Here is a 25,868-nt window from a genome sequence, read left to right as displayed (position 1 = left end):
CTTTCGACGGGGCTTACGGCGCGCGTGGGTTATCGCGCGGCGGCCGGGTGGGTTCCAGATTGGGCGCTTGCTGTTGGCGGCGCAGGTTGTCGCCGTTGCCAATGCCGCGGTTGTCCAGCGAGGGCGTGCGCTGGTAGGGGTCGGTGGATGGGCCACGCACGGGCGGTGTGGCCGGCATGCTGCCCTGGCGGCTATTGGGGTTGGCGCGCTGGATCGGGCTGTTGTAGGGGTTGTTGTTGCTGGCCGCGAGTTGCAAGGGCGCAACCGGCGCTGCGCGCGCGGGCAGGCACAACGCCAGGCCGATGGCCAGGATTGGCAGTGCTAGGTTCATGCTTCACCTCCTGTACGAAATGCCGCGCCTTGTGCGTTGGATAGCCTAAGGCGCGAGGGGTTCGCGGCAAAAGTGTGAAAGCGGCTGGAGATAATTCCTGATGTTTCAGTATGGACCCCAAGGGGCTGCAGCGCAGCCCCGCCGGGCTCATTGGCCGCTGCGGAAGGCCATCCACAGGCGGTTACGCTGGCGCAAGTCGGACAGTGCCATGCTGCGGTCGGCGTACAACCGTTGACGCACCTGGGCTGGCGGGTAGATGTCCGGGTCGTTGCGCACGGCAGCGTCGACCAAGGGGGTGGCCGCTTGGTTGGCATTGGCGAAGAACAGCGTGTTGGTCAGCGCGGCGATGGAGTCCGGCTTGAGCATGAAGGCGATGAACGCGCGGGCTGCCTCCGGGTGTGGCGCGTCCTTGGGGATGACCAGGTTGTCCTGCCAGACCAAGGTGCCTTCCTGGGGGATGCGGTAGATCAGCTCGAACGGTTTGCCAGCACGGCGTGCCTGGTCGGCGGCCATCGCCGCATCACCGTTGTAGGTGAGCGCCAGGCACACGCTGCCATTGGCCAGGTCGCTGATCTGCCGGCCGTTGGCAACATAGCGCACAGAGGGCTGCAGCTGGTTCAGCAGTGCCTGCGCGGCGTCCAAGTCGGCCTTGTTCTGGCTGTAAGGGTCCTTGCCCAGGTAGTTCAAGGTCAGGCCGATCACTTCCTGCGGCGAGTCGGGCATGGCGATGCCGCAATCCTTCAGGCGGCTGGCGTACTCCGGTTTGAACAACAGGTCGAGGCTGTCCAGCGGCACATCGCCCAGGCGCTGGCGCACGGCCTCGACATTCACCCCCAGGCCCAGCGTGCCCCAGGTGTAAGGCACCGCGTAGCGGTTGCCGGGGTCGGCCTCGGCCAGTTTGGCCAGCAAGTCCTTGTCGAGGTTGGCATAGCCGGGCATGGCCTGGGCATCGAGCGGCTGCAGGGCCTTGGCCTTGAGCGCCCGGGCCAGCACGGTGGATGACGGCACCACCACGTCATAGCCGCTGCCACCTGTCAGCAGCTTGGTCTCGAGCACCTCGGTGGTGTCAAAGGTGTCGTAGCGTACCTTGTAGCCCGTTTCGCGCTCGAAGCGCTGGAGGGTTTGCGGGGCGACATAGTCGGCCCAGCTGTAGAGGTTGACGACCTTCTCCTGGGCTTGCAGCGGCAGGGCCAGGCACAGGGACAGCAGGCACAGCGATCGACGCATGACGGACACCTCGGCAAAGGGAGCTGTCCGTCACTGTAGTCCACACCACTCGCACCCTGCACGATTCGGGTAGGAGCAGCCTTGCGCTGCGAAGAGGCCAGTGACAACAGCATAGATTTCCGCTGTTTGCACCGGCCTCTTCGCAGCACAAGGCTGCTCCTACCTGAATCCCCACATAGCTGTCAGTAAGCCATGCTCCAGGTCAGGGTGTAGGTGCGCCCACGGCCCTGGTAGTCATACAGGTATGCTGGGCCATAGGTCGGTGCATAGAACAACGTCGCCCGCTGCCCCCAGACCGTGCTGTACTGTTTGTCCAGCAAGTTCTGAATGCCTGCGCTGAAGGTGCCGAAGCCGGTTTCCTGGCTGCCCAGCAGGTCGAAGGTGGTGTAGCCGTCGATCTCTTGGTCGGCATCGTCCTTGAGGGTGAACGCATGGTTGGCCTGCAGGCGGGCACTGCGGCCATCGCCCTTCCAGCCAACAAACGCCGTGGACTTGGACAGCGACGCATAACGGGCATCGCGTTTCATCCAGCCACCGTCGACGTCTTCTTCCTCGGAGCGGGTCAGGTGCAGCGTACCCCCGGCTTCCCAACCGCTCTGGAAGTGGCGGGTCAATGCACCTTCGAAACCAAAGTCACGGCTCTTCTGCTCTTCGACATTGATGGTCAGCGTCTGCGAATCGACATTGATGATCTTGTCCGACCAGATATAGTACAGCGCCGCCTGAGCGTCCCAATCCACGTCGGCATAGCGCCAGCCCAGCTCGACCTGGCGGCTCTTGATGCCGGCCAGCGGGTTGTCGGCGACGCTCAAGCCCGGCTTGCCGTAATACTTGGCCGGGTCCGGCAGGTCGAAACCTTCACCGTAGTTGGTCCACACCTGATGGCCATTCTTGAAGTCGTAGATGGCGCCGACGTTGTACAGGTTGACTTGGTAATCGTTACTGCCGCCGGGTACGCCTTTGAATTCGCTGACATCCACGTCCATCTGCTGCCGCCGGGCGCCGCCGGACAAGGTCAGGTTGTCGGTGGCATGCCAATCGAGCTGGGCGTACACCGACACACCGTCAACCCGGTAGCTGGGGTAGCGCGCGGCCTTGCTGGCCTTTTCCATGTCCAGCCCACCGCTTTCGGATGAGGTCAGGGCGTCGAAGGTGGTCTGTTCGGCGTTGAAGCGCTCGCGGTCCAGGTCGACACCGTAGGTCAGCTTGAGCGTGTCCCACTGCTTGGCGAACAGGCCTTTGAGGCTGGTGACCTCAAAGTTCTGTTGTGATGCGGCGAAGTACACCCCGCGCGAACCGGTGGGTGTGGCGCGGTTGTAGTACGGGAACGGGTAGAAGTTGTCGTCTTCCTTGCGGTACGAGGCCTGCAGGTAGAAGTCTTGGCCCAGCACATCGGTGTGATGGTAGTTGGCGTTGAGCAACAGGCGCCGGGTACGTGGTTCCAGGTCAGAGGAATAGCCACTGCGCAGCTCGGCGTCTTCCAGGTCCGAAGGGGCGTTGTAGTTGAGGTTGGGGAAGTAGATGCCGGTGCTGCCGTGGTTGCCCGAGTCGTAGTACTGGGCCAGCAGGTCCAGGCTCTGCTCATCGGTCAGCTTCAGCCCCAGGGTGCCGAGCACGTCGATGGTGCGGTTGTATTGCAGGTCGGTCTGGGTATTGTCGATGAAGATCTGATCGCCAGCGCCGTCATAGAAGGCTTCGTTCTGTTCGCCGGAAATACCAAGGCGGGCACTGACCCGCTCGTTGCCGCCGCTGATCGACTGGGCGATGCGGGTGGCCAGGTCATCACTGTTGTTGAAGCCGCTGCTGGCACCCAGCTGGGTCTCGAAGCGGGCCGGGCCGGGCTCGCCCTTCTTGGTCACAATGTTGATGATGCCGCCGGTGGCGCCGCCGCCGTAAAGGGCGCTGGCCCCCGACAGCACTTCGACACGCTCGACGTTGAACGGCGAGATGCTGTCGAACTGGCGCGACAGGCCGCGCGAGCTGTTCTGGCTGACCCCGTCGATCATTACCAGCACATTGCGCCCGCGCATGTTCTGGCCATAGTTGGTGCGCCCTTCTGGCGCCAGGTCCAGGCCAGGCACCAACTTGCCGATGGCTTCCTTGAGGCTCACCCCGCTGTCGATCTGCTCACGCAGTTGCTGCTGGTCGACCACCCAAACGGTGCCAGGGATTTCGCTGATCGCCGTGCTGGTGCGCGAGGCCACACTGACCTCGATGGGCTTGAGGTTGACGGCCTGCGGCGCGGCGTCCGCCTTGCGCAGGGTAACCGTGCGGGCATCGCTGAACTGCCAGCTCATGCCACTGCCCGCCAGCAACTGCTGCAGTGCCTGCTCGATGCTGTAGCTGCCCTGCAACGCCGGGCTGTTCAGGCCCGCGACATCGTGAGTGGTGTACAGCAGGTGCAACCCGGCCTGGTCGGCGAAGGCCGTGAGCGCTTGGTCCAGCGCCTGGGCAGGCAGGTCCAGCTGCACTTGGCGGGCTTCCACCTGGGGCTGTTTCGCACCACTTGAGGCCATCGCCTGCAAGGGGCCAGCCAGCATGGCCAAGGCAGTGCAAGACAACAAGGCGTGATGAAGGGGACCGCTGCGGCGGTGCGAAGGCTTGAGCGTAAGGGCCACGAATGAGCTTCCAGGCAAGTCGTAAATGAGAATGGGTTGCTGATCAGTCCCACTACGACGATCTGGCCTGGCTGAACTTGCAGCGGCAGATGAAAAATATTTGGATTATTTTTTACCGGCTCAGTGCACCACGGCCAACCACGGCAAGTAGGTGACCTGCAGGCCATAACGTTGCTCAAGGGTGCGCAGCAGCGCCTGGGGTTCATCGAGGTCGAATACACCGCTGACTTCCAGGGCCGCCAGCTTCGTGTCAGACAGCAGAATGCGCCCCTGTTGGTAGCGCTCAAGCTCCGCCAGCACCTGCCCCAGCGGCTTGCCGTTGAAGATCAGCTTGCCGCGCTGCCAAGCGGTCTGTGCACTGGCGTCAGGCGACACCGGTACGCTGCGCTCACCCACCGTGGCTTCGCCCTGGGCCAGTACCACGCGGCCATCGCGGCGCACGCTGAAGGTCGCGCCCGTGCCGCGCACCGCCTCGCCTGCGCTATCGACCACAAAGGGCCGTGGGTCACTGGCCGTCTCGAACAAGGCTTCGCCCGCATTGAGCACCACGCGGCGCTCGCGGTCGGTGAACGCGACGGTCAAGGCACTGCCGCTGTTCAGCAGTACCCGCGAGCCATCGGCCAGGGTCACCGCCTGCCGTTGCCCGAGGCCTGTGTGGTAGTCCGCCAGCCAGATAGGCGCCTGCTGCCAGCCGTTATAACCCGCGACCAACAGCGCCAGCGATGCTGCCAGGCCTGCGGCCCAGTGCCGTTTGCGTCGGGCAGGCGGTGCCGCGACAACCTGAGCGGTTGGGGTGTGGCCGATGTCCAGCCACAGTGCCTCTGCCTCGCGCGCGGCCTCGGCATGCGCCGGGCTCAGTGCGCACCAGCGCTGGTAGCGCGCGTAGTCCGCTGCACTGGCGTTGCCCGAATGCAACAACACCTGCCAATCGAGGGCATCGTCAGAGAGGTCGCTGAGCGGTTGGGCGGCTGGCATGGCGTAAGGCTCAGTCATGGTTGTGTTTGAGCCAGTCACGGCAATGGCGCAGCGCCTGGCCGATGTATTTTGCCACCATGCTCTCGGAAACGCCCAACCGTTGTGCGATCTGCGCCTGGGTCAGGCCTTCGACGCGGTTGAGCAACAGGGCCTGGCGGGCATTGCTGGACAGTTGCAACAGCGCCTCATCGAGTATCTGCAAGCGCTCGCGGGCGAGCAGCGCGGCCTCGGGCGCAGGCGCCGGGCAGGCCACCTCGCCAGTGCCATCGGTATCTTCGTGGCGGGCGGCGATACGCTGTTCACGGCGCAAGGCATCGATCGCCAGGTTGCCCGCCACCCGGAAAATGAAGCTGCGTGCATGCAGCACCGGCACGGCCTGCTCGTCGATCTTCACCAGCTTCAGGTACGTCTCCTGCGCGACGTCGGCAGCACGCTGCCGGTCGCTCATGCGCCGAGTCAGGAACAGCAAGAGGTCGTCGTAGTGCTCCTGGAAACTCGCCAGCAGACCAGACACGGGAGACGTCAGCATGGGGTAGGAGAAAGGCCAGTAAGAGGAATTGTCGGGCGTTAATGAGAAACAGTATCTTTCATTGGACGCGCTACTTTCAACGTCAACGCGCATTTGCCACACTGGCGGTTGAATTCTTCAGGCAAGGTTGCAACCCATGACTGCCCGATTGCACCGCTGGTTGCTGATACTGCTGATGGCTTACGGCCTCAGTGCCTGCGCCTTGTTTCAGGCGCGTGACCCACTGAATATCAACGTGATTGGCATCGAACCGCTGCCCGGGCAGGAGCTGGAACTGCGCATGGCGGTGAAAATACGTGTGCAGAACCCCAACGAAACCGCGATCGATTACAACGGTATCGCGCTCGACCTGCAGGTGAACGGCCAGCCGCTGGCCGCCGGTGTCAGCGACCAGCAGGGCCACATAGGCCGTTTCGACGAGGCGGTAATCGTGGTGCCGGTGAGCGTGACCGCGTTCTCCTTCCTGCGCCAGGCCTATGGCCTGGGCCAGCGGAGTTCGCTGCAAGGGCTACCCTATGTACTGCGCGGCAAATTGGCCGGTGGGCTGCTGGGCACCGTCCGCTTCACCGATGAGGGCACGCTGGACCTGCCCAAGGCAGCCGGCACCTACTGGTAGCCCACTCAACGATTGCTGTTGGCGGCGGCCATCATCTTGTTGACTTCGCTGCGCACCATGCTGGCGTATTCAGGCGGCGACATGGCCTCCAGTTCAGCCCGCACCCATTCCGCCCATTTGCCCTTGCGCCGTGGCTTTTCGGAGATAAGCCGGGCGGCTTCGCCCTTGGCCTTGCCCAGGTTGCTCTGCCACAGTTCGAACAACCGCGCCTTCTCTGCCTCGATCTGCGCCCGTTCCTCGAAGCTCCTGTTGGCCAGATTGAAACTCATGAAGGTACCTGCCTGCTGAAAATGGCCGCTATCTTACACCGTAGCGACGCGTCATCGGAAAGCCGGCGCAACTTTCCCGACGCACCGGCATCCATTGTTCACCCCCCATTGACGAGGATGAGTTCATGGCCCGAAAAAACGCCGTACAAGCCGCCAGCGATCAGATCAAGGATCAGGTCTTCAGCGAACTGCAGTCACTGATCGAAGAATCCGAAAAGCTGCTCAACGACAGCGCTGCCCTGGTTGGCGAGGAGGCCGAAACCCTGCGCGCGCAAGTCAGCCTCAAACTGCGCCAGGCTCGCCAGGCCGCGAGCAACGTACGTGACAAGGCTCAACCGGTGGTGGATGCCACCCAGGACTACATCGGCGGCCACCCTTGGCAGACCGTCGCGGTGTCCGCAGGCTTCGGCCTGGTGGTCGGCCTGTTGCTGGGTCGCCGCTACTAAGCCCTTTTATGAACGCAGTGCCGCCTGAACGGCTTCAGGCGGCCTGCGCCATTGGGATGCCGCTATGAAAGCGCAGTTCCTGGTCCGGTGACTGGATCAGCTCGGCTTCTGCCTCACGTACCAGCTCAACCCTGCGGGCGATGTCCGCTTCTTCGCCGTACTGATGGGCCAGCTTCAGGTAGCCCTGGTAATGGCGCGCTTCACTCTTCAGCAGGCCGTGGTAGAACGTGCCCAGCTCTTCATCCAGGTGCGGCACCAGCGCGGCAAAGCGCTCGCAACTGCGTGCTTCGATAAAGGCCCCCACCACCAAGGTATCGACCAGCTTGACCGGCTCGTGGGCACGTACCAAGCGGCGCAAGCCGGAGGCATAACGCCCGGCCGACACTGGCCGCAAGGGCACGCCCCGGCGCTTCATCAGGCGCAGCACCTGCTCGTGGTGCACCAGCTCTTCACGGGCCAGGCGCGACATCATGTTGATCAGGTCCAGGTGCGTGTTGTACTTAGCGATCAGGCTCAGGGCAGTGCTGGCGGCCTTGAACTCGCAGTTCTTGTGGTCGATCAGCAGGGTTTCCTGGTCGGCAAGCGCCGCTTCGATCCAGGCATCTGGGGTCGGGCAGCCAAGAAAGGCGTCGATTTCGGGGATCAAGGACATAAGCGTGCAACCAGACAGAACAGGCAGGGCCGGCGATTATACCGGCGGCAACCGGCAGCGCCAGTGACTATGCTTGATGTACATCAAGCGGCGACGGGTGAGACGCCGACTATAGTCAGGCACTGGTCGCCATCTTTGAACGGAGCTCACGCCCATGCAAGCCGTCCGCAGCATCCTCGTCGTCCTCGACCCCGCGCATGCCCACAGCCGGGCCTTGACCCGTGCCAAACTGATCGCAGGCGTGACCGGCGCGCGCCTGCACCTGCTGATGTGCGACAAAAAGCAGGATCACAGTGCGTTGCTCAGCCTGCTGAGCAGCCAATTGCACGATGACGGATACGACAACGTCACCCATGAGGCAGCCTGGCGTGACAACCTGCACGACACCATCATCTATGTGCAGCAAGCCGAGGGCTGCGAGCTGGTCATCAAGGAGCATCGGCCGGACAACCCGCTGAAAAAGGCACTGCTGACCCCCAGCGACTGGAAGCTGCTGCGCCTGTGCCCCAGCGCGGTGCTGATGGTGAAAAGCGAGCGGCCATGGACCGGCGGGGTGATTCTGGCGGCGGTGGATGTCGGCAACCAGGATGAGGACCACCGCCTGTTGCACGCGAGCATCATCGACCATGGCTATGCGATTGCCGGCCTGGCCAAAGGCGATTTGCATGTCATCAGCGCACACCCCTCCCCCATGCTGTCTGCATCGGACCCGACCTACCAGCTCAGCGAGACCATCGCCGAACGCTACCGGGAAGCCTGCCGCGCGTTTCAGACCGAGTACGACATCAGCGATGACCGCCTGCATGTCGCCGAAGGCCCAGCGGATGTGCTGATTCCCTACACCGAGAAACAATACGATGCCGTGGTGACGGTGATCGGCACGGTGGCCCGCACGGGTATTTCCGGGGCATTGATCGGGAATACCTCCGAGGTGGTGCTCGATTCGCTCGAGGGGGATGTGCTGGTGCTCAAGAGCGAACAAGCAATTGCCCACCTGACAGAGCTGGCCCGCGGTTAATGCATGCGAGGCCCTTGTAGGAGCAGCCTTGCGCTGCGAAGAGGCCGGTGACAGCAGCATAGATTCACTGAGCTGGCACCGGCCTCTTCGCAGCACAAGGCTGCTCCTACAAATACAAAGGGCGGCGCGTTTACACCAGCGCCTCGCGCACTTTCGGGTCCAGCCCTTCCCCTGCATTGGCCTCGCTCCACGCCAGCAACTGCCGGCGCATCGCCGGCGTCCAGAAGCTCTGGATGTGCTGCCTTACCCCTTGCACCGCCAGCTGCCGGTTCGGTTCGCTGTCAAAATAATGGGCAATCTGGTTGGCCATCTTGACCAGGTTGTCATTGCTCATCGGCGCACCTCGGCTTTCTCTTGCTGCTCGGCAGTACGGCGCTCTTTGAGCAGGCGGCGCTGTTCGTCGCTGAAGTCCTGGTAACGCTTCTGCCATTCAGACGGGTGGAACACTTTCACCACCTCCACCGCCGTGACTTTGTATTCGGGGCAGTTGGTGGCCCAGTCGGAGTTGTCGGTGGTAATCACGTTGGCCCCCGACTCAGGGAAGTGGAACGTGGTGTACACCACCCCCGGCGCTACCCGCGCACTGACCTTGGCGCGCAGCACCGTCTGCCCGGCGCGGCTGCCGATACCGACCCAATCGCCATCGCGGATGCCACGGCTTTCGGCATCGGTGGGGTGCAGTTCAAGGCGGTCGGCGTCATGCCAGGCGACGTTGCCAGTGCGGCGGGTTTGGGCGCCGACGTTGTACTGGCTGAGGATACGCCCGGTGGTCAGCAACAGTGGGTAGCGGCTGTTGACCTTCTCGTCGGTGGGCACGTAGCCGGTGAGCATGAAGCGCCCTTTGCCCCGCACGAACTGGTCGATATGCATGGTCGGCGTGCCATCGGGCGCGGCATCGTTGCACGGCCACTGCAGGCTGCCATGGCGGTCGAGCTCGGCGTAGCTGACGCGGTGGAAGGTCGGCGTCAGGCGCGCGATCTCGTCCATGATCTCGGCCGGGTGGCGGTATTGCATCGGGTAGCCCAAGGCGTTGGCCAGGGCCACGGTCGCTTCCCAGTCAGCTTTGCCGGCCAGGGGCTCCATGACCTTGCGCACCCGCGAGATACGGCGTTCGGCGTTGGTAAAGGTGCCGTCCTTTTCAAGGAACGAACTGCCCGGCAGGAACACGTGGGCGAACTTGGCCGTCTCGTTGAGGAAGATGTCCTGCACCACCACGCATTCCATGGCCAGCAAGGCGGCCGTGACGTGCTGGGTGTTGGGGTCACTCTGGGCGATGTCCTCACCCTGGCAGTACAGCGCCTTGAAGCTGCCATCCAGGGCCGCCTCGAACATGTTGGGGATGCGCAAGCCTGGGTCTGGCTGCAAGGTCACCCCCCAGGCCCGCTCGAACTCAGCACGCACACCTTCGTTGGAAATATGCCGGTAGCCGGGCAGTTCATGCGGGAACGAGCCCATGTCGCACGAGCCCTGCACGTTGTTCTGCCCGCGTAGCGGGTTCACCCCTACCCCTTCGCGGCCGATGTTGCCGGTGGCCATGGCCAGGTTGGCGATGCCCATCACGGCGGTGCTGCCCTGGCTGTGCTCGGTGACCCCCAGGCCGTAGTAGATGGCCGCGTTGCCACCGGTGGCGTACAGACGCGCGGCGGCGCGGATCTGCTCGGCAGGCACGCCACAGACCGGGCCGAGTACTTCTGGCGCGTTCTCTGGCAGGCTGACGAAGTCGCGCCAGCGGGCGAAGTCCTCGGTCTCGCAGCGGGCGTCGATAAAGCGCTGGGCCAGCAAGCCTTCGTTGACGATCACATGGGCCAGGGCGTTGAGCATGGCCACGTTGGTGCCCGGGCGCAGTTGCAGGTGCAGCTCGGCGCGGGCGTGGGGCGAGTCGACCAGGTCGATACGCCGTGGGTCGATGACGATCAGCCGCGCGCCCTGGCGCAGGCGGCGTTTGAGCTGCGAGCCGAACACCGGGTGGGCATCGGTGGGGTTGGCGCCGATCACCAGCACCACGTCGGCCTGCATCACCGAATCGAAGCTCTGCGTGCCCGCCGATTCACCGAGGGTCTGCTTGAGGCCATAGCCCGTGGGCGAATGGCACACCCGCGCGCAGGTGTCGACGTTATTGTTGCCAAACGCCGTGCGCACCAACTTCTGTACCAGGTAGGCTTCTTCGTTGGTGCAGCGGCTGGAGGTGATGCCGCCGATGGAATCACGCCCGTACTTGAGCTGGATGCGGCGGAACTCGCTGGCGGCGTAGGTTACCGCTTCGTCCCAGCTGACTTCTTGCCACGGGTCTTCGAGGCGCTTGCGGATCATTGGCGTGGTGATGCGGTCCGGGTGGGTGGCATACCCCCAGGCGAAGCGGCCTTTGACGCAAGCGTGGCCATGGTTGGCGCCGCCGTTCTTGTCCGGGACCATGCGCACCAACTGGTCGCCCTTCATCTCGGCACGGAACGAACAACCGACACCGCAATAGGCGCAGGTGGTAATCACCGCACGCTCAGGCTGGCCGAGCTGCACCAGGCTTTTTTCGGTCAAGGTCGCGGTCGGGCAGGCTTGTACGCAGGCGCCGCACGACACGCACTCCGAGGCCAGGAAGTTGTCCCCGCCAGCGGCCGCCACCCGCGAGTCGAAGCCGCGGCCAGTGATGGTCAGGGCGAAGGTGCCCTGGATGTCTTCGCAGGCGCGCACGCAGCGGCTGCAGACGATGCACTTGCTCGGTTCATAGTCGAAATACGGGTTGGAAACGTCCTTTTTCTCGGCCAGGTGATTGGCGCCGTCATAGCCGTAGCGGACCTCGCGCAGGCCGACCTGGCCGGCGACGGTCTGCAGCTCGCAGTTGCCGTTGGCCGAGCAGGTCAGGCAGTCGAGCGGGTGATCGGAGATGTACAGCTCCATTACATTGCGCCGCAACCCCGCCAGGCGCGGGGTTTCGGTGCGCACCACCATGCCTTCGCTGACCGGGGTGGTGCACGACGCCGGGTAACCGCGCATGCCTTCGATTTCCACCATGCACATGCGGCACGAGCCGAACGCCTCGAGGCTGTCGGTGGCGCACAGTTTGGGGATGCTGGTGCCAAGCATGGCAGCGGCGCGCATGACCGAAGTCCCGGCAGGCACGCTGATGGCACGGCCATCGATGTTCAGGCTGACCTGCACCTGGCTGTCGCGTGCCGGGGTGCCAAGGTCGGTCTCGGGGTCGAAGAAATTGATCACTGCGCGGCCTCCGTGTGGGTCAGCCCGAAATCGGCGGGGAAGTACTTGAGCGCGCTGGCCACCGGGTAAGCGGTCATCCCGCCCATGGCGCACAGCGAGCCGTACTGCATCGTGTCGCACAGGTCGCGCAGCAGCAGGGCCTGGTCGTGGCGTTCGGTGAAATCGGTGGTGGCGATCAGCCGGTCCACCACCTCCATGCCACGGGTCGAGCCGATGCGGCACGGGGTGCACTTGCCGCACGATTCCTCGGCGCAGAACTGCAGGGCGAAGCGGGCCATGCTGGCCATGTTCAGGGTGTCGTCCGCCACCACCACACCGCCGTGGCCGAGCATCGCGCCCATGGCAGCGAAGGCTTCATAGTCCAGCGGCGTGTCGAAGTGGCTGGGCGGCACCCAGGCCCCGAGCGGGCCGCCGACTTGTGCGGCCTTCAATGGCCGGCCGCTGGCGGTACCGCCCCCGTAGCCTTCCACCAGTTCGCGTAGGGTCAGGCCAAACGCACGCTCCACCAGGCCACCGTGGCGGATGTTGCCCGCCAGCTGGAACGGCATGGTGCCCAACGAACGGCCCATGCCGAAATCGCGGTAAAACGCCGCGCCCTTGGCCAAAATGATTGGCACCGACGCCAGGGTGAGCACGTTGTGCACCAGCGTCGGCAAGCCGAACAGGCCCTGCAGGGCCGGCAGTGGCGGCTTGGCCCGGACGATCCCGCGCTTGCCTTCGAGCGATTCCAGCAACGCGGTCTCTTCGCCGCAGATATAAGCGCCAGCACCGACCCGGACTTCCAGGTCGAAGGCCTGGCCGCTGCCGGCCACGTCGGTGCCCAGGTAACCGGCGTCGCGGGCTATGGCAAAGGCCTGGTCGAGCACGCGAATGGCATCCGGGTATTCCGAGCGCACGTAGATGTAGCCTTTGTCGGCACCCACGGCGAGGCCAGCGATGATCATGCCTTCGATCAGCAGGAACGGGTCGCCTTCCATCAGCATGCGGTCGGCGAAGGTACCGGAGTCGCCTTCGTCGGCGTTGCAAACCACATACTTTTGCCCGGCCCCGGCATCGCGCACAGTGCGCCACTTGATACCCGCCGGGAACGCGGCGCCACCCCGGCCACGCAGGCCAGAATCAAGCACGGCAGCGACCACTTCGGCACCGTCCAGTGCCACGGCGCGCTCCAGCCCGGCAAAACCGCCGTGGGCGCGGTAGTCGTCCAGCGACAGTGGCCGGGTCACGCCGGCACGGGCGAACAGCAGGCGTTGCTGGGATTTCAGATAAGGGATGTCTTCAACCGGCCCCAAGGCCAGGCCATGCGCCTGGGGCTGGCCGGCCAAGGCATCGAGTAGCGCCGGCACATCGTCCGCGGTCACCGGGCCGAAACCCTGGCGCCCTTGGGCGCTGTCGCATTCGACCAGCGGCTCCAGCCAGTACAGCCCACGTGAACTGGTGCGCTGGATATCGACCGCCAACTGCCGGCGCTCGGCCTCGCGTTGCAGGGCCTCGGCAACCTGGTCGGCACCCACGGCACGGGCCACCGAATCGCAGGGGATATACACCTTCAGCATGTTTCGCCCTCCAGGCAACCGTTCACCAGGGCACGCAGGCGCTCAGGCGTGAGCCGCGCGTGCAGTTGGCCGTCCAGTTCCAGCGCGGGCGAGCAGGCGCAGGCGCCCAGGCAATACACCGGACGCAGGCTGATAGCGCCGTCGGCGCTGGTGCCATGGTCGTCCAGTGCCAGTTGGTCGCGCAGTTGCGCGGCCAGGGCCTCGGCGCCACGGCTCTGGCACGACTCGGCCCGGCACAGGCGCAGGGTATGGCGTGCCGGTGCGGTGGTGCGGAAATCGTGGTAGAAGCTGATCACCCCGCGCACTTCGGCCAGGCTGAGGTTCAGGGCATGGGCAATTTCAGGGACGGCGGCATCCGGCACGAAGCCGATATCTTGCTGAATGGCGTGAAGGATCGGCAACAGGGCGCCGGGGGTGTCCTTTTCACGGGCCAGGATGCTGTGGATCAAAGGCAGGTGGAGCAGTTCATCAGGCATACAGCGGACCTCGGCATCACGGACCCTGCCTATGTTGTTGTAGGGGCAGGTGTCCGGCGTGTTCTGCTGCGGCGTGCCGGCCACGTCACGGTTGCGGGGTGTCGGCAGCCTCCTTGCCCACGGCCGTGCGTCTGCGCGCACTGGTCCAAGAGCATCCTGCAAGCATGGCACTTGTGGCGCCGGAGGGTTGCATGCGAACGACCAGGCGCATCCTGAAACCGACGTGAGGTTCAGGCTGTTTCAGTTGCCCCGCTTTGCAGTCCGTCAACCCAGTACGACATGCGGCACAAACCGCGAACTGTCTTTGGTAATCAGCGAATCATCCTCACGAATCCCCATCCCTGCCGCCTTGTCGCCGACCACCCACGAACCGATCAGCGTGTAGCTGTCGCCAAACCTGGGCAGCGGCGCAAACCCTTGCAGGATGTACGGTGCGTCGTCATAAGGGCCGTCTTCGAATACCCGCTGCCCCGCGCCGGTGCGGATATCGACGTTGGCCCCTTCCCGCGAGAAATACGGCTTGCGCACCCACCCGCTAGGCACTGGCCGCGAAGGGTTGTCGTCGACGAAGGCGGGCAACAGATTGGGGTGCCCTGGGTACCACTCCCACAGCAACGGCAAGATGCCCTTGTTGGAGATCAGCGCCTTCCAGGGCGGCTCGACGAACTGCGTGTCGCACCCCGGGATAGCCCTGCCGAAGTCTTCGTGGAAGATATGCTCCCAGGCATGCAGCTTGAACAGCCGCGGGATCGGCCGCCCCTCCAGATCGACGAAACGCCCCTCGCCATTCAGGCCGATGTCCTCCAGGTCGATGTGCCGGGTATGAATACCCGCGTGGGCGGCCATCTTGCGCAGAAAATCCGTGGTGCCACGGTCTTCCACCGAGCCCGAGATGGTCGAGAAGTAGAACGTGCCCTGCCCCGGCTGCGCGGCAAACGCCTGCACCAGGTCTTCGGCCAGGGTATTGAACTGGCTGGCCTGCGCGGGCAGAACGCCGCGCTGGATCTGTTCTTCCAGCCAGATCAGCTGAAACGCCGCGGCTTCGTACAACGAAGTCGGCGTGTCGTAGTTGGCCTCGATCAGTTTCGCCGGGCCATGGCCGTCATAGCTGAAATCGAAACGCCCATAGAGGTGCGGCTGCCGCGCCAGCCACGATTGCCGCACCAGGTCGAAGAATGCCGGTGGAATCGCCAGGCGTGCCATCAGCGCCTCGCTGTCGATGATGCGCCCGACAGCCTCCAGGCACATCGCGTGCAGCGCCTCGGTCGGGGCCAGCAGGTCCCGCTCGACCTGGGCCTGGCTGAACTGGTAGTAACCCCGTTCATCCCAGTAACGCTCGCCGTCGAGGGTGTGGAAGGCAAAGCCTTCTTGCTGGGCTGTCTTGCGCCAGCCTGGGCGCTCTGCGAGTTCGACCTTGCGCATGCTCACCCCCCGAAGAAGCTACCGGACTTTCCGCCCCAGCCGCTTCGAGCCGTCGCCTGGCTGCCAAACCCACCTCGCGAGATGGATGCAGACACCGCCGAGCGCGACGCGCTGCGGCCTGAGGCGCCATAGCTACCGCCGCCGCCGGAGCCACCGCCGCTGCTGCTCTGCTCGTCTTTGTTGCTGCGCTGAATGCCCCCGGCCGTGCCGTAGCGCTGCCCAAGCAGGCCATTGCGCTGCCCGGCACCCTCACGATACGCATACAGCGGCTGCGCGCGGTAACGGCGGTCGGCGCTGCTGGTCATCTGCCCCAGTAGCATGCCAGCCACTACGGCGGTAGCGACATGGCCATAACCGCCGCCCTGGGCGTGCGCCGCATCGACCTGGGCCTGGGTCACCTCGCCGGTGGTCTCCAACGCGAACCCACTCATGCGCGGCATGTACCGGCCACCGACGCTGATCTGGCAGCCATCAGGGGAAAATTCTGCTTCGCAGGCGGGCTTGGACACATAGGTCGGCGTGGTGCGCCGGTACTCGGCCAGCGCCTGTTTGTAGGCATCGTTGCACGCCTTCTCCGGCACCTTGTCGCTGACACAGGCTTCGACACTGTCGTAGTTCACCTGCTGGCTGACGGTGTAGGTCTCCTCTTGCGGGCTGCACGCGGTCAGGGCCAAGGGCAGCGAGCTGGCCAGCACCAGCTTGACGGAGCTGCGTCTCATTGGGGGTTTCATGGGGGCTCCTTGGGCGTCAGGCCGACGGGGTCATGCAGGCCGAATTGAGGAAGCCGACGCTGATCGCCACGCTGGCAGCGTAGATGGCAGCGGCCAGCTCACCCGCGGCGATACGCCTGGACAGGTCGCGCAGCACCAGGCTGGTAATGCCAAAGGCAATCAATTGAACCACAGCGGCGATCACGACCCAGGCCACGAAATCCAGGATGCCAACGCTGTAGGCAATGATATTGCTGGCCGGCAGCGAGAAGCCGATCAGCGAGCCGCCCAAGGCAATGGCCGCGGCCGGGTTGTTCTCACGAATGAGCGCGAACTCGCGGTGCGGGGTAAGGCGGGTGTAGATGAACTGGAACAGCCAGAACAGCAACAGTGCCACGCTGATATAGAGGATGAAGCCGGTCACTGCAGAGGCATTGAGCGACAGGCGTAGCGCGTCGAGCATGGTGAGTCCTTGTCAGGTTACGTGAAAGTCCGTGGGGTGCAGGGTGATGCCGAGCGAGGTGGTGAGGGTGGCCTTGCCCGCCTCGTCTTCCTCCGCCGACAACAGCAGAAATTCGCGGCGCTCAGGCAGGCCGGTGTCGCGGGCGTAGAGCATTGACAGGTGCTGGATGCCGTAACGGGCGTCGGGGCTGACCACCCGCTCGTACAACGGCACCAGCCTGGCCTGGCCAAGCTCACGGCCCCACTGACGGGAATACAGACAGCCGTCGTGTTCGTAGATCGGCAGGCCGACCTTGGACTGGCTACCGACAAGGCGCTGAAGGTGCGCCTCATCGTGGAGGGCTACGGCGCTGTGATAACCGAACAGCACGCTATCGCCTACCTTGTCGCCGTTCATCAGCACTTGCAGCCAGTAGTCTTCGTTGTCCAGGTAATACCGCAGCAGGTGCACCGAATCGCCGAGGTCGACCTCGCCGGTGGCCCAGACCGTTTCCGGGCCGGGAACCTGCAACCCTGAATAACCCTCAAGCAGTGGCTTGAGTGATGCGTCGGGTATGAACCGGCGGCCGTTGAGCAGGCCGAAGGGCGGGTTGGTACTGGGCGAAAGCGGCATCGAACCTATCCTGAAGCGGGGCAATCCTTGCGAGGGGCGATACCTTAACGGGTTTGGCCGATTGAGCCAATTCAAGCACTGTTTGCATTGATGTCATGCCAGGCCTTAGGCCTGACGCGCCTACATTGACCGCTTACGTTGGGCAGTAATCAACCACAGCAAGTACCCACCCCCCAACACCCCGGTCACCAGCCCGACCGGCAACTGCGCCGTGGCGGCCAGGCGCTGGCTCAGCCAGTCGGCGACCAACAGCAAGGTTGCCCCCATCAAGGCGGCGCACACCAGCGGCGCGCTGGCCGTACGCGTCAGCCGTCGCGCCAATTGCGGCCCCGCCAGGGCAATGAACGCAATCGGCCCGGCAGCGGCAGTGGCAATGGCCGTCAGCCCCACGGCGGCGAGTACCAGCACCAGCCGCGACCGCCCAACCGCCACCCCCAGCTGACTGGCCGAGTTATCGCCCATCTCCAGCAGTGCCAGTTCGCGGCCGTGCAGCAGCGCTATCGGCAGGATCAGCGCAAGGCCCAGCGCGGCAGGGACGACATGCGCCCAAGTCCGGGTGTTGAGCGAACCGGCCAGCCACAACTGAGCAAACAGTGCCTGGTCAAGGTCCCCCGTGACCAACAACAGTTGGTTAAGACCTGACAGCGTGGCGCCCATGCCAATGCCCACCAGCACCAACCGGTAACCCTCGCTGCCCTGCCCCCGGCGCGCCAGGAGTAAAACCAGCAGTGCCGTGAGCATGCCCGCCGCCACCGCCGCCAACGCCGTGGCCAACGGGCCGGCGTCGAACACAATGATCTGCACGATGGCACCGCTCGCCGCGCCGGTGGTAAAGCCGATGACGTCGGGCGAGCCCAGGGCATTGCGGGCAATCGACTGGAAGATCGCCCCGGCCATGCCCAGCGCCGCACCCACCAGCAGGCCGGTAAGCACCCGTGGCAAGCGCACCCGCGTGACGATGCGCTGGGTCATGTCACTGTCCCCCTGCCCCAGCAAGCTGCCCAGTACTTGCCCGGCACCAATCGGCAGGCTGCCGGTGCCCAGCAGCACAATCGCCAAGCCCAGCACCAACAGCAACAGCGCACTGCCGACCAGCACCGCCCGTGGGCTGAAACGCACGCTGAACGGGCCACACCTGAGCACGCGTGGAGTAGTCAGAGATGGCATAGTCGAAACCTGCTTATCAGCACGATGAACGCCGGCCCACCCAGCAACAGCGCCAGGGTCCCGGCAGCCAGTTCTGCCGGCGCGGCAAGCACCCGCCCCAGCAGGTCGGCGCCCAGCAACAGCAACGCGGCAATCAGCGCCGCATAGGGCAGCATGCGTCGGTAGTCCGGGCCAACCAGCAAGCGCGCAAGGTGCGGGGCGACCAGGCCGACGAACCCGATGGGCCCGGCGATCGCCGTCGCGCTGCCGGCCAGCAGCATCAACGCGACACAGGCCAGCGCCCAGGTCAGGCGCACGTTCACCCCCAGCGCCCGGCCCAGGTCCCGCCCCAGTGCCAGTGCGTTGAGCTGTGGCATGAGCGCCGCCGCAAGGACCAGCCCTAGGGCAATGGCCAGGGTTGGCAGCAGCAATGTGGCCGTGCTACTGCCGGCCAGCGAGCCGGCGGCCCAGTGGCGGAAGTGGTCATAGACTTGCGGCGGGGTGTTGAGCACGACGATACCGGTCAGCGACGCCAGCAGCATCGTCAGCCCGGCCCCGGCCAGCACCAGGCGCACGGGGTTGCTGTCGTTGGCACCAGCCTGGCCCAGCAAGAACACCGCGACACCGGCAACGCCAGCCCCCAGGAAGGCCAGCAGGATGTACTGGCCGACCTGCGTCAGGCCAAAAAACGCGACACCCAGGATGACCGCCAATGCAGCGCCAGCATTGACGCCCAGCAGCCCAGGCTCGGCCAGCGGGTTACGCGTCAGCGCCTGCATGAGGGTGCCCGCCGCCCCTAGCGCCAGCCCGGCCAGCAGCGCCACCAGGGTGCGCGGCACCCGCAACTCACGCACGATCAGGTGCTGATCATTCTGCAGGTCGGGCTGGTACAGGGCGTCGAACACGACATTCATGGCGATAGGGTGCGAACCGATCAGCAAGCTGGCCAACGCTGCCACAAGCAACACCAGCACACCCAGCAACAGGCCCTGGCGCGGCATGCCACGTACCCAGCCAGCAGCCCGTACGGGCTGGGTCGACAGGTTATGCATGATCAGCGGAAGTAGCCGGCGACGGTATCGAGCATTTGCCGCCCCGAGTAATAGTCGATGCGAAACGAACTGGGCCCCAGCGGGTAAATCCGCTGATGCTGTACCGCGGGCAGGTTGGCCAGCACCGGGTCGCTGCGAAACGCCTGGGCATCGCTGTCATCGGCACTCAGCAGGAATACGTCGGCATCGCCAATCGCGGCGGCGAGGTTCTCGCGGGAAATGAACTGGAACTCGGTGGCCCGGATCACCTGTCCGGCCATCGCCTCGGGCAGCTCACGTACCTGGAAACCGAGCGCTGTGAGCAGCCGCGCCTGCGGGCTGATGGCACGCCCGATGGAGTAACTACCACCGATGTTGTAGCCCACCAGCATCACCGGCCGCGGTGAAGGCTGCAGGCGCGCGGCGGTTTCACGGGTGTAGTCGTCAAAACGCTGGATCACCTCCTGCGCTTGCCGTTGCAGCCCGGTTTGCGCGCCCAGTTCGGTGGCCAGCGCCTGCCAGGACTGGTTGGAATAGTTCACGACCAGCGTAGGGATGCCTTGCGCGCGGAGCTCGGCCAGGTGCGGTGCGGCACTGTCGGCCCCGGTGGCAGACACCACCAGCAGGTCGGGCGCACTGGCCACCACGGCTTCGATGTCGAACTGCAGGTTGCGGTACAGCACCTGCACATCCCGCTGGTCCGCCACCGTCGCCCATTGCGAGAAGTAGCCTTTGCCATCGGTCAGGCGGCTGGGCGTGGCCGCAGCGCTGGCCACCAGCGGCGCATTCATCGCCAGAAGGATGCCGGTAACGCTCGGCGTGGTGGACACGATGCGCGTGGGCGCGGCCGCCACCCAAGGGCCAAACAGCATCAGGGCAACTGCGGTCAGTGCTGCGCAAACACGTAAAGGCTTCATCGACTGGCTTCGCTCGAAGGGAATCAAGGTGCGCATGATAATACTTCTCATGCAGTTAATTCCATCATGTAGAATCCATTCCGCAAATTCCAGCCTTGCCAAGGACCTTCGATGAGCTCTCGCCTGCATGCCCGTGCATTGACCCTGCGCCGCGACACCCGAACGCTGTCGCACGACCTGTCCCTGGAAATCGAGGATGGCGCTTTTACTGTCATCGTCGGCCCCAACGCATGCGGTAAATCGACTCTGCTGGCAGCATTGGCGCGGTTGCTGGCCCCCAGCTGCGGCCAGGTGCTGCTCGATGGCCAAGACATCCAGCAACGCCCTGCCAAAGACGTCGCCCGGCGCCTGGCCTTGCTGCCCCAAAGCGCCACGGCGCCAGACGGCATCAGTGTCGCCGAGCTGGTTGCCCGCGGCCGCTACCCGCACCAGAGCCTGTGGCGGCAATGGTCGAAGGCCGATGAGCACGCCGTGCAGCAGGCCATGCGTGCCACCGGTATCGAAGCGCTTGCCGAGCGCCCGCTGCAGGCACTGTCGGGCGGCCAGCGCCAGCGCGTGTGGATTGCCATGGTGCTGGCCCAGGACACGCCGATTTTGCTGCTCGACGAGCCCACCACCTACCTGGACATCGCGCACCAGTTCGAGCTGCTGGAGTTGCTGCGCGAACTGAACCAGCAGGGCCGCACCATCGTGGCCGTGTTGCACGACCTCAACCAGGCCTGCCGCTACGCGAGCCACCTGGTGGCCATGCGCGACGGCGCGATCGTGGCACAGGGTGCGCCAAGCGAAATCTTCACTGAAGCGCTGGTGCAGCGCGTGTTCGGGCTTTCGGCGCTGATCATCGAAGACCCGGTCAGCGGCACCCCGCTGCTGGTGCCACGCGGGCGTAGCGAGCCCGCTTAGTCCGGCAGCACCGGCGCCGGTGCGCCGAGCATGCGGCCACCGGTGGCCTGGTTGACCAGCCCGGCCTCATGGAACAGCGCCTGGCGGTCTTCAGGCGCACGCAACTGCCCCAGGTCAGTGACCGTGGTCATCACGCAGACAATTTCCTGCTGCGCGTCGAACACCGGCGCGGCCTGCCCGGTCACGCTCGACAGCAAGTGGCTGGTCAGCTCGGCCCAGCAATGCTGACGAATCTGCTCCAGCACCTTGGCACTGGGCGGGGTGCCGCGAAAATGCGCCGGCTGCAACTTGCGCGCGGCATCGATCGTAGCCTTGGGCAGAAACGCCTGGAACACCAGCCCGCACGCGGTGTTGTCGATGGGCAAGATGTCGCCCAACGCCAAGGGGTTGATCGAGAAATAGGCACTGCGGTACCAGCGCACCAGGGTCGGCCCGCGGTCGGTCCAGATCGCCACGCCACCGCTGGCGGCATGCCGTTGCGCCAGGGCCTTCATGTGCTGGGCGCCGATGTCCACTGCATCCACCCGTTTCAGGGCGCCAATGCCGATGCTCAGGGCTGCCGGGCCAAGGTCATACAGCGCGCTGGCCGGGTCCTGCCTGGCCAGCCCTTCTTTGACCAGGCTCTGCAGATAGCGATGCGCTGTGGAACCACCGGTACCAGTACGACGGGCGACCTCGCCCAGGCTCAATTCACTCTCGGCATTGGCCAGCACATTCAGGAACCGCGCAGCAATCGACACCGACTGAATGGTGCCGGAACGCTTCTCGCCGGGGCTCTCCGGCTCCGCATCGGCAGGGGACTGCAAAGTGTTCAACGGGGCTATCTCCTCATTTCTGATTATCTGGCCAAGCGGCAGCGCCACGCCCGGCACGCGCGGCGGCCCATCATACCGCCAGCGGCCCTCGCAGGGTGCGAATGCACGTGCAGGGCGACCACACCATACCACTTCGAGGAATAGATTCTTTATTGCGGAACGAGATGGCACCGTGATACCTTCCATCGCAAACGAGGATCGTTCTCATTTGGAGGTTGTCTTGAAGTACCCCGCGCAACGCTCGATCAGCCAAGGATTTGGTGTGCTGACCCTGTCCACCCTGCTTGCCGCCCCACCCGTCCTGGCCGAACAGACGCCAGCCGCCGCCAACTCGCAGCTGGTGCTGGCACCGGTGCTGGTGAGCGGCGAGAAGGTCGAACGCGACCTCAAGAACACTGCCTCGTCGGTGTCGGTGAAGAACGCCAGCGAGATCGACACCCTCAAAACCGGCAACGCCTCGGTGCACGAAGTGCTCAACGATGTGCCCAACGTGATCTACACCGACTCGGTCGGCGCGCCGATCATCCGCGGCCAGGACAGCCAGGGCCCGAACAACGGCGCCAACGTGTTCTGGGGCGGCACGGTACCGCGGGCCACGATCAACCTCGACGGGCACTACCTGAACTACAACGAGATGTACTTCGGCGCACCGTCGGTGTGGGACGTCGACACCATCGAGGTCTACCGCGGGCCGCAGACCACCAGCCAGGGCGCCAACGCCATTGCCGGGGCAATCCTGGTCAAGACCAAAGACCCGACCTTCACACCGGAGGCGGCCTACCAGGCAGAACTGGGTAGCTACCACGCCCGGCGCAGCTCGCTGGCGGTCTCCGGGCCGCTGACCGACAACCTGGCCGGCCGCCTGGCCCTGGATTACGCCGCCCGTGACACGTTCATCGACTACACCAACCCATCCTTTGCCAGCCACGGCACCGACCAGGACTTCCGCTCGCTGAACCTGCGCGGCAAGTTGCTATGGCTGCCCGAAGCGGTGCCCGGCCTGGGCCTGAAATACACCTTCGCCCACGGCGACTCCAACCGCCCCACCCAGGAAGCCGCCTCGTACCCGTTTCACAAGCTGAACCACACCGGCGCCACCATGCCCAGCTGGCACCAGCAAACCAACACGCATATCGTCGATGTCGATTACGAACTGGGCAACGGCATGAAGCTGTTCAACCAGACCCAGTACTCGCTGTCCAACGTGCACCGCGTGCTGGGCGTGGCCAACAGCGGCGATGCCGATGTCCGCCAGAAGAACTTTTCCAACGAAACGCGCGTCACCTTCGGCGAGCAGCAAGACACCCTCAGCGGCATGGCCGGCCTGTACCTGGCTCGCACTGACTCCGATGAAATCCTGTACTACGGCGGCATCTCCGACTTCGACGACACCAAGCGCAACCTCGGCGTATTCGGTGAAGTCAGCTATCGCCTGAACGACCGCTGGACCCTGACCACGGCCTTGCGCTTCCAGCAAGACCAGGTCCAGCGCGAGGGCACCTCGCCTTTCGCCACCGATGGCCTGGACTACGACAAGACCTTCAACGCCTTCCTGCCCAAGGTATCGCTGGCCTACGCCCTGACCCCGGAATGGACCGTGGGCGGCATGGTCAGCCGCGGCTACAACCCCGGCGGTGTGTCGCTGAACATGAGCAGCAAGCGCTTCGAGCAATTCGACGACGAGCGCATGTGGAACTACGAACTGTTCGCCCGCGCCAGCCTGCTGAACGACCGCCTGCACGTGAACGGCAACCTGTTCTACATGGACATGCAGGATGCGCAGTACAACATCCCCGTGGTGCTGGCCTCGGGCCTGACTCAGTCCTACACCATCAACGCCGAAAAGGCCCACGCCTATGGGGTCGAGCTGTCGGCAGACTACCGCGTGCTCGACAACCTGACCCTCAAGGCCAGCGCCGGCGCCCTGCAGACCCGCATCGACGACATCGACGCCAACAGCAGTTATGCGCATAACGAGTTTGCCCGTTCGCCCGGCTACACCGTCAGCTTCGGCCCGAGCTGGGACATCACCGACCGCCTCAACCTCAACGCCCAAGTACGCCACGTGGATGGCTACTACTCGGATATCGCCAACACCAAAAGCTATGCCATCGACGGTTACACCGTGGCCGATGCACGCATGAGCTACCGCTTCAACGAACAGGTCCAGGTGTACACCTACGTCAAGAACGTCTTCGACGAGCGCAGCGCGACCTACATGCAGACCAACCGGGGCATTGGCGGGATCGAAGCCAGCATGACCGAGCCGCGCACGCTTGGTGTGGGCGTCAAAGGCGCGTTCTAAGCCACCCCTGCTGGCCGATAAGCACCGGCCAGCGCTTATTTGCCAGCCACTGGAGAACCGACCCTGATGACTCATCAACAAGGCCTGCACATCGGCATGTCGCTGGCCCCGACCTGGCTAAGCGGCGAAGGCTGGCGGCGCCCAGACAGCCGCGTCGAAAGCCTGTTTGGCAGCGACTTCGCCCTGGACATCGCACGCCGTTCAGAAGCCGCGCACCTGGACTTCGTGTTCCGCCCCGACGTCAGTTGCGTGGTCGCCGACGCGCTGCAAAGCGGCTCGGGCTTCACCAGCCTCGACCCCACCGTGCTGCTGGCCGCGCTCACCCGCGAGACTACGCACATCGGCCTGGTGTCGACCGTTTCGACCACGTTCTTCCCGCCGTACCTGGTGGCTCGCCAGCTGCAGTCTCTGAACTGGCTGAGCAACGGCCGCGTGGGCTGGAACATCGTCACCGCGTTGCAAGGGCACGAAAATTTCGGCCTGCCTGCCATGCCCAGCGCCGAAGAGCGCTACGCCCGCGCCGCCGAATTTACCGACGTGGTGCAGCGGTTGTGGCGCAGCTTCCCCAACCAGGCGCTGCGAATCGACCGTGACAACGGTGTCTATGCCGACCCGGCACAAGTCCAGCCAATAGACCACCAGGGCGACTTCCTCCAGGTGCAAGGCCCGCTCAACCTGCCGGAACAGGGCAGCCGCATTCCACTGATCCAGGCGGGCGCCTCTGACAGTGGCCGCGACTTCGCTGCCCGGGTCGCCGACATCGTCTTCGCCCCCACGCCCGACCAGGCCGCCGCCGCCGAGCTGCGCCGTGACCTTTCACGACGGGCCGAACGCCATGGTCGCAACCCCGCAGACATCCGCCTGCTGCCGGGCCTCAGCCTGTTCTTGGCGCCCACGCGCGAGCAAGCGCGCGAACTGTTCATGGACACCCATGCGCGGGTCGACAAGGCACGCAAATATGCTGCCATCGAAAAGATGATCGGCATCGACCTGACGAACTGGCCAAGCGACCGACGCATTCACGCTGCCGACCTGCCACCACTGCAACTGCTGCCCGGTGCCAGCCGCACGCATGTGAGCTTGTTGCGGCGCTTGATCGAGCGCGAATCGTTGCTGCCTAGCGAGCTGTTGATGCGCCCAGAAGTGCTCTCGGCGGCGCACTGGCAGGTGATCGGCACGGTCGACGACGCGGTGGAAGAAATTGCCGACTGGGCCGAGGCGGGTGTAATGGATGGGTTTATTGCGGCGCCGGGGGGCTCGTTCGGCTCGGTGTATTGCTTCCTCGATGAGGTGGTGCCGCGGCTAGTGGAGCGCGGGCTGTTCCGCGGGCAATACCAAGGCGCTACCTTTGCCGAGCACCTGCAACGCTACTAGCCACTACCTCGCCCCCCTGTACGACCGGCCTTGGCGGGGCGCCAGACCGGTCGAAAAGGGCTGCACCACGATAATCGCCGGGGCTGTGTGGGAGCGGGCTTGCCCCGCGAACACCGGCGCAGCCGGTGCCATGCACCGCGTAGCTTCATTCGCGGGACAAGCCCGCACACAATGTGAACTGCCCCCAAGAGGCTGGGCAGTTTCCCTGAAAGTCAAAACGGCAACGTCAGCTTCACCCAATACGCGT

General features: G+C 64.7%; 24 protein-coding genes and 1 pseudogene. 6 read left to right on the top strand and 19 right to left on the bottom strand.

The features are described 5' to 3' along the window. Positions 1-13: 13 nt before the first annotated feature. From OO306_RS14390 to OO306_RS14370, 5 genes and pseudogenes are all read right to left on the bottom strand, one after another. Positions 14-331 (bottom strand): hypothetical protein, encoded by a 318-nt coding sequence (locus OO306_RS14390; protein ID WP_027596572.1) that lies wholly within the window; start codon positions 329-331, stop codon positions 14-16. Positions 332-478: 147 nt separating this feature from the next. Beyond that, a complete protein-coding gene (locus OO306_RS14385) occupies positions 479-1,558 on the bottom strand; it encodes an extracellular solute-binding protein (protein ID WP_265969127.1) in 1,080 nt (359 codons plus the stop codon). Between the two features lie 182 nt (positions 1,559-1,740). Beyond that, positions 1,741-4,176, bottom strand: a complete 2,436-nt coding sequence (locus tag OO306_RS14380; protein WP_265969126.1) for a TonB-dependent receptor — start codon at positions 4,174-4,176, stop codon at positions 1,741-1,743. A 120-nt stretch (positions 4,177-4,296) separates the two neighbouring features. After that, positions 4,297-5,169 carry a FecR domain-containing protein gene (locus tag OO306_RS14375; RefSeq protein WP_265969125.1) on the bottom strand — a complete coding sequence of 291 codons (873 nt, stop codon included), beginning with the start codon at positions 5,167-5,169 and terminating at the stop codon, positions 4,297-4,299. 7 nt (positions 5,170-5,176) lie between these two features. Beyond that, positions 5,177-5,680 (bottom strand): annotated as a pseudogene (locus tag OO306_RS14370) (RNA polymerase sigma factor); the annotation flags it as partial. Between the two features lie 136 nt (positions 5,681-5,816). Between OO306_RS14370 and OO306_RS14365 the strand changes: the two are divergent. Beyond that, a complete protein-coding gene (locus OO306_RS14365) occupies positions 5,817-6,296 on the top strand; it encodes an LEA type 2 family protein (protein ID WP_027596577.1) in 480 nt (159 codons plus the stop codon). 5 nt (positions 6,297-6,301) lie between these two features. Here the strand turns inward: OO306_RS14365 and OO306_RS14360 are convergent, their stop codons facing one another. Next, positions 6,302-6,565, bottom strand: a complete 264-nt coding sequence (locus OO306_RS14360) for a hypothetical protein (protein WP_265969124.1) — start codon at positions 6,563-6,565, stop codon at positions 6,302-6,304. 125 nt (positions 6,566-6,690) lie between these two features. On the opposite strand from OO306_RS14360, the gene OO306_RS14355 reads away from it, so the two are divergent. After that, complete coding sequence (locus OO306_RS14355) at positions 6,691-7,011, top strand: YqjD family protein (RefSeq protein ID WP_027596579.1); 321 nt, start codon at positions 6,691-6,693, stop codon at positions 7,009-7,011. 34 nt (positions 7,012-7,045) lie between these two features. Here OO306_RS14355 and OO306_RS14350 read toward each other — a convergent pair whose 3' ends face one another. Beyond that, positions 7,046-7,663: a tRNA-(ms[2]io[6]A)-hydroxylase gene (locus OO306_RS14350; protein WP_027596580.1), complete on the bottom strand. Its 618-nt coding sequence runs from the start codon at positions 7,661-7,663 to the stop codon at positions 7,046-7,048. A gap of 154 nt (positions 7,664-7,817) precedes the next feature. Here OO306_RS14350 and OO306_RS14345 point away from each other — a divergent pair, with 154 nt between their 5' ends. Then, on the top strand, positions 7,818-8,681 hold the full coding sequence (locus OO306_RS14345) for a universal stress protein (RefSeq protein WP_265969123.1): 864 nt from the start codon (positions 7,818-7,820) through the stop codon (positions 8,679-8,681). Positions 8,682-8,811: 130 nt separating this feature from the next. Here the strand turns inward: OO306_RS14345 and OO306_RS14340 are convergent, their stop codons facing one another. The 11 genes from OO306_RS14340 to fepB all read right to left on the bottom strand — a co-directional run bounded on the left by OO306_RS14340 (position 8,812) and on the right by fepB (position 20,179). Then, positions 8,812-9,015 carry a formate dehydrogenase subunit delta gene (locus OO306_RS14340; RefSeq protein ID WP_027596582.1) on the bottom strand — a complete coding sequence of 68 codons (204 nt, stop codon included), beginning with the start codon at positions 9,013-9,015 and terminating at the stop codon, positions 8,812-8,814. Beyond that, positions 9,012-11,891 (bottom strand): formate dehydrogenase subunit alpha, encoded by a 2,880-nt coding sequence (gene fdhF / locus OO306_RS14335; protein ID WP_265969122.1) that lies wholly within the window; start codon positions 11,889-11,891, stop codon positions 9,012-9,014. The genes OO306_RS14340 and fdhF overlap by 4 nt, the downstream gene beginning before the upstream one ends. Next, positions 11,888-13,447 carry an NADH-quinone oxidoreductase subunit NuoF gene (locus tag OO306_RS14330; protein WP_265969121.1) on the bottom strand — a complete coding sequence of 520 codons (1,560 nt, stop codon included), beginning with the start codon at positions 13,445-13,447 and terminating at the stop codon, positions 11,888-11,890. The genes fdhF and OO306_RS14330 overlap by 4 nt, the downstream gene beginning before the upstream one ends. Then, entirely contained in the window at positions 13,441-13,923 is a 483-nt protein-coding gene (locus OO306_RS14325; RefSeq protein WP_027596585.1) for a formate dehydrogenase subunit gamma, read from the bottom strand. The genes OO306_RS14330 and OO306_RS14325 overlap by 7 nt, the downstream gene beginning before the upstream one ends. Positions 13,924-14,187: 264 nt before the next feature. Further along, positions 14,188-15,345 carry a glutathionylspermidine synthase family protein gene (locus tag OO306_RS14320; RefSeq protein ID WP_265969120.1) on the bottom strand — a complete coding sequence of 386 codons (1,158 nt, stop codon included), beginning with the start codon at positions 15,343-15,345 and terminating at the stop codon, positions 14,188-14,190. Positions 15,346-15,347: 2 nt separating this feature from the next. After that, positions 15,348-16,076: a DUF1190 domain-containing protein gene (locus tag OO306_RS14315; RefSeq protein WP_265969119.1), complete on the bottom strand. Its 729-nt coding sequence runs from the start codon at positions 16,074-16,076 to the stop codon at positions 15,348-15,350. Positions 16,077-16,092: 16 nt separating this feature from the next. Next, the gene (locus tag OO306_RS14310; protein WP_027596588.1) at positions 16,093-16,518 is read right to left on the bottom strand and encodes a DUF350 domain-containing protein; all 426 of its coding nucleotides are present in this window, start codon (positions 16,516-16,518) and stop codon (positions 16,093-16,095) included. A gap of 12 nt (positions 16,519-16,530) precedes the next feature. Next, positions 16,531-17,130: a DUF2491 family protein gene (locus OO306_RS14305; protein ID WP_265969118.1), complete on the bottom strand. Its 600-nt coding sequence runs from the start codon at positions 17,128-17,130 to the stop codon at positions 16,531-16,533. Positions 17,131-17,250: 120 nt separating this feature from the next. After that, complete coding sequence (locus OO306_RS14300) at positions 17,251-18,297, bottom strand: iron chelate uptake ABC transporter family permease subunit (RefSeq protein ID WP_265969117.1); 1,047 nt, start codon at positions 18,295-18,297, stop codon at positions 17,251-17,253. Then, the gene (locus OO306_RS14295; protein ID WP_265969158.1) at positions 18,285-19,277 is read right to left on the bottom strand and encodes an iron ABC transporter permease; all 993 of its coding nucleotides are present in this window, start codon (positions 19,275-19,277) and stop codon (positions 18,285-18,287) included. Before OO306_RS14295 ends, OO306_RS14300 begins: the two co-directional genes overlap by 13 nt. 53 nt (positions 19,278-19,330) lie before the next feature. Further along, complete coding sequence (fepB, locus tag OO306_RS14290; RefSeq protein WP_225876733.1) at positions 19,331-20,179, bottom strand: Fe2+-enterobactin ABC transporter substrate-binding protein; 849 nt, start codon at positions 20,177-20,179, stop codon at positions 19,331-19,333. Between the two features lie 156 nt (positions 20,180-20,335). On the opposite strand from fepB, the gene OO306_RS14285 reads away from it, so the two are divergent. Further along, positions 20,336-21,127, top strand: coding sequence for an ABC transporter ATP-binding protein (locus OO306_RS14285; protein ID WP_265969116.1), 792 nt, complete (start codon positions 20,336-20,338; stop codon positions 21,125-21,127). Here OO306_RS14285 and OO306_RS14280 read toward each other — a convergent pair. Further along, complete coding sequence (locus OO306_RS14280) at positions 21,124-21,942, bottom strand: IclR family transcriptional regulator (protein WP_099430000.1); 819 nt, start codon at positions 21,940-21,942, stop codon at positions 21,124-21,126. The two genes, OO306_RS14285 and OO306_RS14280, sit on opposite strands and share 4 nt — an antisense overlap. 220 nt (positions 21,943-22,162) lie before the next feature. Between OO306_RS14280 and OO306_RS14275 the strand changes: the two genes are divergently transcribed. Both OO306_RS14275 and OO306_RS14270 read left to right on the top strand, forming a co-directional pair. After that, positions 22,163-24,247 (top strand): TonB-dependent receptor, encoded by a 2,085-nt coding sequence (locus OO306_RS14275; protein ID WP_265969115.1) that lies wholly within the window; start codon positions 22,163-22,165, stop codon positions 24,245-24,247. A 66-nt stretch (positions 24,248-24,313) separates the two neighbouring features. Further along, complete coding sequence (locus OO306_RS14270; protein ID WP_265969114.1) at positions 24,314-25,621, top strand: NtaA/DmoA family FMN-dependent monooxygenase; 1,308 nt, start codon at positions 24,314-24,316, stop codon at positions 25,619-25,621. Positions 25,622-25,868: the final 247 nt, after the last annotated feature.

Origin of the sequence: Pseudomonas sp. DCB_AW (assembly GCF_026240895.1) — a bacterium.
Taxonomy (GTDB): domain Bacteria; phylum Pseudomonadota; class Gammaproteobacteria; order Pseudomonadales; family Pseudomonadaceae; genus Aquipseudomonas; species Aquipseudomonas kermanshahensis.
The sequence above is the reverse complement of the archived record's forward strand: the minus strand, read 5'-3'. Positions and strand labels throughout refer to the sequence as shown.

Bases quoted from the DNA above. Each gene is read 5' to 3' on its own strand.
- OO306_RS14390 (WP_027596572.1), bottom strand. From the start codon at position 331: ATGAACCTAGCACTGCCAATCCTGGCCATCGGCCTGGCGTTGTGCCTG.
- OO306_RS14385 (WP_265969127.1), bottom strand. From the start codon at position 1,558: ATGCGTCGATCGCTGTGCCTGCTGTCCCTGTGCCTGGCCCTGCCGCTG.
- OO306_RS14375 (WP_265969125.1), bottom strand. From the start codon at position 5,169: ATGACTGAGCCTTACGCCATGCCAGCCGCCCAACCGCTCAGCGACCTC.
- OO306_RS14365 (WP_027596577.1), top strand. From the start codon at position 5,817: ATGACTGCCCGATTGCACCGCTGGTTGCTGATACTGCTGATGGCTTAC.
- OO306_RS14360 (WP_265969124.1), bottom strand. From the start codon at position 6,565: ATGAGTTTCAATCTGGCCAACAGGAGCTTCGAGGAACGGGCGCAGATC.
- OO306_RS14355 (WP_027596579.1), top strand. From the start codon at position 6,691: ATGGCCCGAAAAAACGCCGTACAAGCCGCCAGCGATCAGATCAAGGAT.
- OO306_RS14350 (WP_027596580.1), bottom strand. From the start codon at position 7,663: ATGTCCTTGATCCCCGAAATCGACGCCTTTCTTGGCTGCCCGACCCCA.
- OO306_RS14345 (WP_265969123.1), top strand. From the start codon at position 7,818: ATGCAAGCCGTCCGCAGCATCCTCGTCGTCCTCGACCCCGCGCATGCC.
- OO306_RS14340 (WP_027596582.1), bottom strand. From the start codon at position 9,015: ATGAGCAATGACAACCTGGTCAAGATGGCCAACCAGATTGCCCATTAT.
- OO306_RS14330 (WP_265969121.1), bottom strand. From the start codon at position 13,447: ATGCTGAAGGTGTATATCCCCTGCGATTCGGTGGCCCGTGCCGTGGGT.
- OO306_RS14325 (WP_027596585.1), bottom strand. From the start codon at position 13,923: ATGCCTGATGAACTGCTCCACCTGCCTTTGATCCACAGCATCCTGGCC.
- OO306_RS14320 (WP_265969120.1), bottom strand. From the start codon at position 15,345: ATGCGCAAGGTCGAACTCGCAGAGCGCCCAGGCTGGCGCAAGACAGCC.
- OO306_RS14315 (WP_265969119.1), bottom strand. From the start codon at position 16,076: ATGAAACCCCCAATGAGACGCAGCTCCGTCAAGCTGGTGCTGGCCAGC.
- OO306_RS14310 (WP_027596588.1), bottom strand. From the start codon at position 16,518: ATGCTCGACGCGCTACGCCTGTCGCTCAATGCCTCTGCAGTGACCGGC.
- OO306_RS14305 (WP_265969118.1), bottom strand. From the start codon at position 17,130: ATGCCGCTTTCGCCCAGTACCAACCCGCCCTTCGGCCTGCTCAACGGC.
- OO306_RS14300 (WP_265969117.1), bottom strand. From the start codon at position 18,297: ATGCCATCTCTGACTACTCCACGCGTGCTCAGGTGTGGCCCGTTCAGC.
- OO306_RS14295 (WP_265969158.1), bottom strand. From the start codon at position 19,277: ATGCCGCGCCAGGGCCTGTTGCTGGGTGTGCTGGTGTTGCTTGTGGCA.
- fepB (WP_225876733.1), bottom strand. From the start codon at position 20,179: ATGCTGTTTGGCCCTTGGGTGGCGGCCGCGCCCACGCGCATCGTGTCC.
- OO306_RS14285 (WP_265969116.1), top strand. From the start codon at position 20,336: ATGAGCTCTCGCCTGCATGCCCGTGCATTGACCCTGCGCCGCGACACC.
- OO306_RS14270 (WP_265969114.1), top strand. From the start codon at position 24,314: ATGACTCATCAACAAGGCCTGCACATCGGCATGTCGCTGGCCCCGACC.